The organism is Reyranella sp. (assembly GCF_050185545.1).
Lineage (GTDB): Bacteria > Pseudomonadota > Alphaproteobacteria > Reyranellales > Reyranellaceae > Reyranella.
Map to the genome: position 1 here is coordinate 1 of NZ_JBFWZI010000244.1, position 5,249 is coordinate 5,249.

General features: G+C 67.8%; 4 protein-coding genes. All 4 read right to left on the minus strand.

Features of this window, described 5'->3' with window-relative positions; all coding sequences use genetic code 11:
* Positions 1 to 219: 219 nt before the first annotated feature.
* Positions 220 to 567: a hypothetical protein gene (locus AB7O82_RS34565; RefSeq protein ID WP_428553093.1), complete on the minus strand. Its 348-nt coding sequence runs from the start codon at positions 565 to 567 to the stop codon at positions 220 to 222.
* On the minus strand, positions 554 to 2,395 hold the full coding sequence (locus AB7O82_RS34570; RefSeq protein WP_428553096.1) for a carbamoyltransferase family protein: 1,842 nt from the start codon (positions 2,393 to 2,395) through the stop codon (positions 554 to 556). Before AB7O82_RS34570 ends, AB7O82_RS34565 begins: the two co-directional genes overlap by 14 nt.
* 148 nt (positions 2,396 to 2,543) lie before the next feature.
* Positions 2,544 to 3,623 carry a hypothetical protein gene (locus tag AB7O82_RS34575; protein WP_428621485.1) on the minus strand — a complete coding sequence of 360 codons (1,080 nt, stop codon included), beginning with the start codon at positions 3,621 to 3,623 and terminating at the stop codon, positions 2,544 to 2,546.
* 67 nt (positions 3,624 to 3,690) lie between these two features.
* Positions 3,691 to 5,249 (minus strand): sulfatase-like hydrolase/transferase (locus AB7O82_RS34580; protein WP_428621486.1); only part of this gene is annotated, 1,559 nt, incomplete at its 5' end.

Sequence of the window (5,249 nt, forward strand, 5' to 3'; positions counted from 1 at the left end):
CGTCCCTCAATGCAGCGCGTAGATCAGCGACGGCGGTTCGGCCGGGCCGCCGTCGGCGGCTTCGCGCTGCGACCTCATCGTCTCCCGGACCGCGGGCGTCTCGCCCGCTCATGAGCGTGAGCGGGCGGGACGCCCGCGGTCCGGAAGAGCATGACGTCATGATCGGGCGAGACGCCCGCGGTCCGGAAGGGCATGAAGACTTCACGTCGCCCGCGCCCTTCAATGCAGCGCGTAGATCAGCGACGGCGGTTCGGCCGAACCGCCGTCGGCGGCTTCAGCGGCCAGCGCGTCGCAGGCGGCCCTGATGGCGACGAGCAGCGCTTCGCGCCGCTCGGGCGCCACGTCGGCCAGCACGCGCGCGACCTCGTCCATCGGGTCGGCGGTGTCGGGCCGGCGCATCTCCTCCAGCGTCAGCTGCGGATGCGGCGCGTCGATCAGGTACGTCGCCGCCGCCCGGTCGGGCTTCAGCGCCATGTGCGGGTCGACCGGCGGCGTGCCGTCGTCCTTCGTCAGCGCATCGAACAGCGCGTCCAGCAGCGCGTCGGGCGTGGCGTCAGTCGAGGACAAATTCTTTCCTCCAGGCATCGCCTTCCTTGCTCTTCGGCTGCTTCACCTTCTCGAGCAGGCAATCCTCCAGCACCAGCAAATCAATGTCGGTGCGCATGAAGCAGCGATAGGCATCCTGCGGCGTGTTGACGATCGGCTCGCCGCGCACGTTGAACGAGGTGTTGACCAGCACCGGGCAGCCGGTCTCGGCCTCGAAGGCGCGCAGGATGGCGTGGAATTCCGGCTGGTCGGCCGCGTTCACCGTCTGCACCCGCGCGCTGTAGTCGACATGGGTGATGGCCGGCAGCGTGGATCGGACCTTGTTGACCTCGGGGATCATGTCGGCGACGCCCTGGCGGAACGCCGCCAGATCGAACGGCTGGCGCAGATCCTCGCGCACCGGCGCCACCAGCAGCATGTAGGGGCTCTCGCCCGTCATCTCGAAGAAGTCGCCGACGCGCTCGCTCAGCACCGCTGGCGCGAAGGGCCGGAACGACTCCCGGTACTTCACCTTGAGATTGACCTTGGACTGCATGTCGGCGCCGCGCGGATCGGCCAGGATCGAGCGCGCGCCGAGCGAGCGCGGGCCGAACTCCATGCGTCCGCTCACCAGGCCCACCACCTTGCCCGACGCCAGCGCCTGGGCGATGGCCTCGGCGCGCTCGGCGCGATCCGTGATGCGCGTGTAGGGATAGCCGGCGCGATCGAGGAAGGCGCGGACCTGGGCGCTGGAATAGTGCGGGCCGAGATAGCTGCCGTGCTGGCTGTCGCGACCCGACGCCGATCGCTCACGCTTCAGCCCGAGCCCCATGTGCGCGGCATAGAGCGCCGCGCCCAGCGCGCCGCCGGCATCGCCCGCCGCCGGCTGGATCCACAGGCCCTCGGTCACGCCGGAGCGCAGGATCTTGCCGTTGCCGACGCAGTTCAACGCGACGCCGCCCGCCATGCAGAGATTGCGCTCGCCGGTGAGGCTCAGCGCCGTGCGCGCGAGTCTCAGCATGATCTCCTCGGTGACGGCCTGGATCGAGGCCGCGACGTCCATGTGGAACAGCGCGATCCGGCTCTCGGCCTCGCGCGGCGGCGCGCCGAACAGGGCGTGCATCTTCTCGCCCGCCATCGCCGCGCCATCCATGAAGGCGAAGTAGTCGAGATCGAGGGCGAAGGAGCCGTCTTCCTTGATGTCTATGAGGTGCTTCCGGATCAGGTCGGCGAAGCGCGGCTCGCCGTAGGGCGCGAGCCCCATCAGCTTGTACTCGCCGGAGTTCACCCGGAAGCCACAATACTGGGTGATGGCGCTGTAGAGCAGGCCGAGAGAATGCGGATAGCGGATCTCGCGCAAGAGCTCGACCCTGTTGTCCTTGCCGTGACCGATGGTGAGGGTGGCGTGCTCGCCGACGCCATCGATGGTGAGGATGGCGGCGCTGGCGAAGGGCGAGGGATAGAACGCCGAGGCGGCGTGCGAGATGTGATGGTCGACGTAAGCGACCGGCCGGCGCGTGCCGAGCGCGCCCTCGATCAGCTCGCCGACCCGGAGCTTCTCGCCCAGCACCGAGCGCATCGCCGCCTTGAATGGTTCGCGGCCGCGCGGCGCCACGGCGGCGAAGTTGCGCAGCACGCGGTCCAGCGTCAGCCAGGGATTGTCGTAATAGGCGACCAGCGCGAGGTCGGCCGGCTCGATGAAGGCCTCGCCCAGGCAGTAATTGACGGCATTGTTCGGGAAGCGGCGGTCGTGCTTCCTGCGCGTAAAGCGCTCCTCCTGGGCGGCCGCGACGATCGCACCGCCCTTCACGATGGCGGCCGCCGAATCGTGATAGAGGCCGGAAATCCCCAGGATGTACGGTTCGCTCACGGCGCCTTTCCTGCCTGTCCTGATCGTGCCTGTCCTGAGCCTGCCGAGGGATCCTGCCCGCCCGACGGCGAGGTCATGCATGGACCGCGGGCGTCTCGCCCGCTCATGGAAATTGATGAGCGGGCGAGACGCCCGCGGTCCACATGAGTCATGGCCCTTCCGCCCCGAATGACGGAGCGCTTCCCCTCTCTCCGGCCAGCAGCGGCCGCAGGGTGCCGGCAAGCGACTGGGCTATCGCGCGATGGCCTGCCGGGGTCAAGTGCACGTCCTTCCTGAAGCGGAAGCCACGCCTCGTCTCGAGGTCGTAGGCATGCAGGTCGTCGAGCGGATCATGCAGGATGAAATCGCCCTCGGCCGCCAGCTCGGCGAAGCGCCGGCGGTAGGCGCTGGCGTCTGCCGTGCCCTCGACGTGCTGGTAGAGCGGCAGCGGCATCAGCACGACGGGCTGCGGGATCGCCGCGCGCCAGGCCAGCAGGATGGCCCGCATCAGCCGCCATGCCGGGTCGTCGGCACTGTCGTACTCGGGCGTCGGCTGGTAGCGGATCAACTGCTGCACCACGCCCTGCAGGCCGACCGAGCGGACCAGCCGGCGCAGCGCCGGGAAGCGGCCGCCGCGGTCGACCGAGTCGTCGCCTTCGAGCTCGCGCGCCGTCACCGGCTCGCGCGGCACCGGGTCGTGATGGCGCACAAGCCTGTCGCCCTCGAGCTCGAAATAGGGTTTGGGCAGGCGCCCGCTTCCGGTATCGCTTGCATCGGCAGGCCCGGCGGCGGGTGCGAGCTCGAAGTAGGGCTTGGGCAGGAACTCGACTCCGCCGTCGTCGGTCTGCGAGGGACGCCAGGGGCTGGTGATGCGACGGATGTTCTCGACCAGCACGGCCAGCACGACGGCGCTGCACGGCGCGCCCTCGGCCAGCTTCCGATAGCAGACGAACTGCGCATCGGTGCCGCTGCCCGGCAGGCCGAAATTGTGCACCTCGACGGGCGCCAGCAGGTTCTCCAGCACGTCGCTGTAGCGGCTGCCGTTGGAGACGCCGTCGCCCGCGGTGAACGAGTCGCCGAACACCAGGATGCGCGGCGCCGGATCGTCGCGCTCGAACTCGCGGTCGCTGCGGAAGCCCTGCCCGTTGGTGCGCACCAGGTAGCCGCCATCGGGGCTGGCGACGCGCGTCTTGAGATGGGGCACGAAGCGATAGCCGATGTCGGGATCGTATTCGAACAGGGTCGTCATCGTGCGCGGGCCGGCGCTCACTGTGGTGGCTGACGCCGCGGCGGGCAATCAGCGAGATCGTTCCGGGTCACCTGTCGACGGGGATCAGCTTGCCGCCCGCCCAGAACCAGCGGCCATCCGGGTTCGTGAGCCTGTCGACGAGGCTGGACCCGAACGTGCCGCGCACCCACGGTTCGTCATAGCCGAGAGCCCGCAGGACCGTCGGAAACAGCTCGAAGTGGCTGGCCTTGTCGAAATTCATGATCGCTCCCTCAGCCAGTCTTTGGCGCCACTCAGTATCGCTGGTCAGCGCAAAGAGCGGAACGATCGCTTCGCTTGTTTCCGCCGCTTTCCCGGTGTTGCAATGAGACATCCCGGTCGCCGACAGGGACTGGCCATGGTCCGAAGTGTAGAGAACGAGAGTCTTCTCCGGGATCCCCGGCGTCAGAATGGCTTGGAAGAAGTGATCGACGGACCAGCGGATGGCGTTCTTGTAATAGGCGATCGAGGTCGGACGATCCGCCAGGGAGAAGGCTGGCCCCCCTGTCGGGAACAGCGCGAACTCCGGCGGGTACGCCTTGTCGTACGGAACGTGCACGCCATACTTGTCCGCCAGGATAAACAGGCGACCCGGTCGCCTCAGGAGGTCGAGCAAGGTGGAGGCAACGATCTCGTCGCGGCCGTAGGGAGGCGCACTGTCGACGACAACCCGAAGATCGACGTGGCTCGCCTCGGTTGCGGTCATGCCGCTATCGTAGCGGTGGGCCGTGCCCTGGGCATCGATGTGTGCGGTCTCGAAGCCGGCGTGCCGCGCGAACTGCCATAGCGCACTGCGCGTCCTGATGGTCTTCCAGGAATGTTGCAGATCCTGCAGGCGCGCTCCGAAGCGGAGGATCAGGCGCGCCTGGGTGGAGCAATTCGCGCCGGAACTCGCCAAGCCGAAATTCTCCAGCTCAACCGCCCTGGACAACAGAAACGGCGTGGTTCCGACCTGGGGATCATTGAGCGAGATGTAGTCGCCACGGATGCTCTCGTCGACGATCAAGACGATCTTGTCGAAGGGGCTGCGAAGCGGTCCGTCGTAGCGGACCTGTTCGAGAGGTTGATCGGCGCTCTCGACGATCGACTTGTAGACGTTGATGTACGAAGTGACGGGCGAGGGGAAGGCTGTGGTATGGCCGTCCGAGCGGACGAGGATCGCGCCGACCGCAAAAAATGCCATCGTCGTCACGATGACGGCCAGCGGGCCAGCCGAAGCGGGCGGCTTCCAGCAGAATATCACGGCGGATGCCATGACCGCGGCGATGCTGGGCAGGGCGGCGGCGGCGTAGGCGCTGAACGTGCCGCGAAACCCGACGTGCAGATTGCCGATCATCGTGGCGGTGGTTTCGTAGTTGGGGAATTGGCCGGCAACGGCATAGAGAGCGAGGTCGTAGGCGATTCCGCCGAGGAGAAGCGCGCTCAGCACGTATCGGGCGATGGCGACCGTGAGAAAGGGGACTGCAAACACGGCCGCCACGATGATGACCTGTGCCAGCAGATAGGCACCGAGCGCGATCCGGGACCGCTCGAACAGGTTCGCGGCCTGCTCCGCAACCGGCAGGTACCAGCCACTCGCCGCCGAAACGAGCCAGCCCGGCAAGGCCG

Bases quoted from the DNA above. Each gene is read 5' to 3' on its own strand.
- AB7O82_RS34575 (WP_428621485.1), bottom strand. From the start codon at position 3,623: ATGACGACCCTGTTCGAATACGATCCCGACATCGGCTATCGCTTCGTG.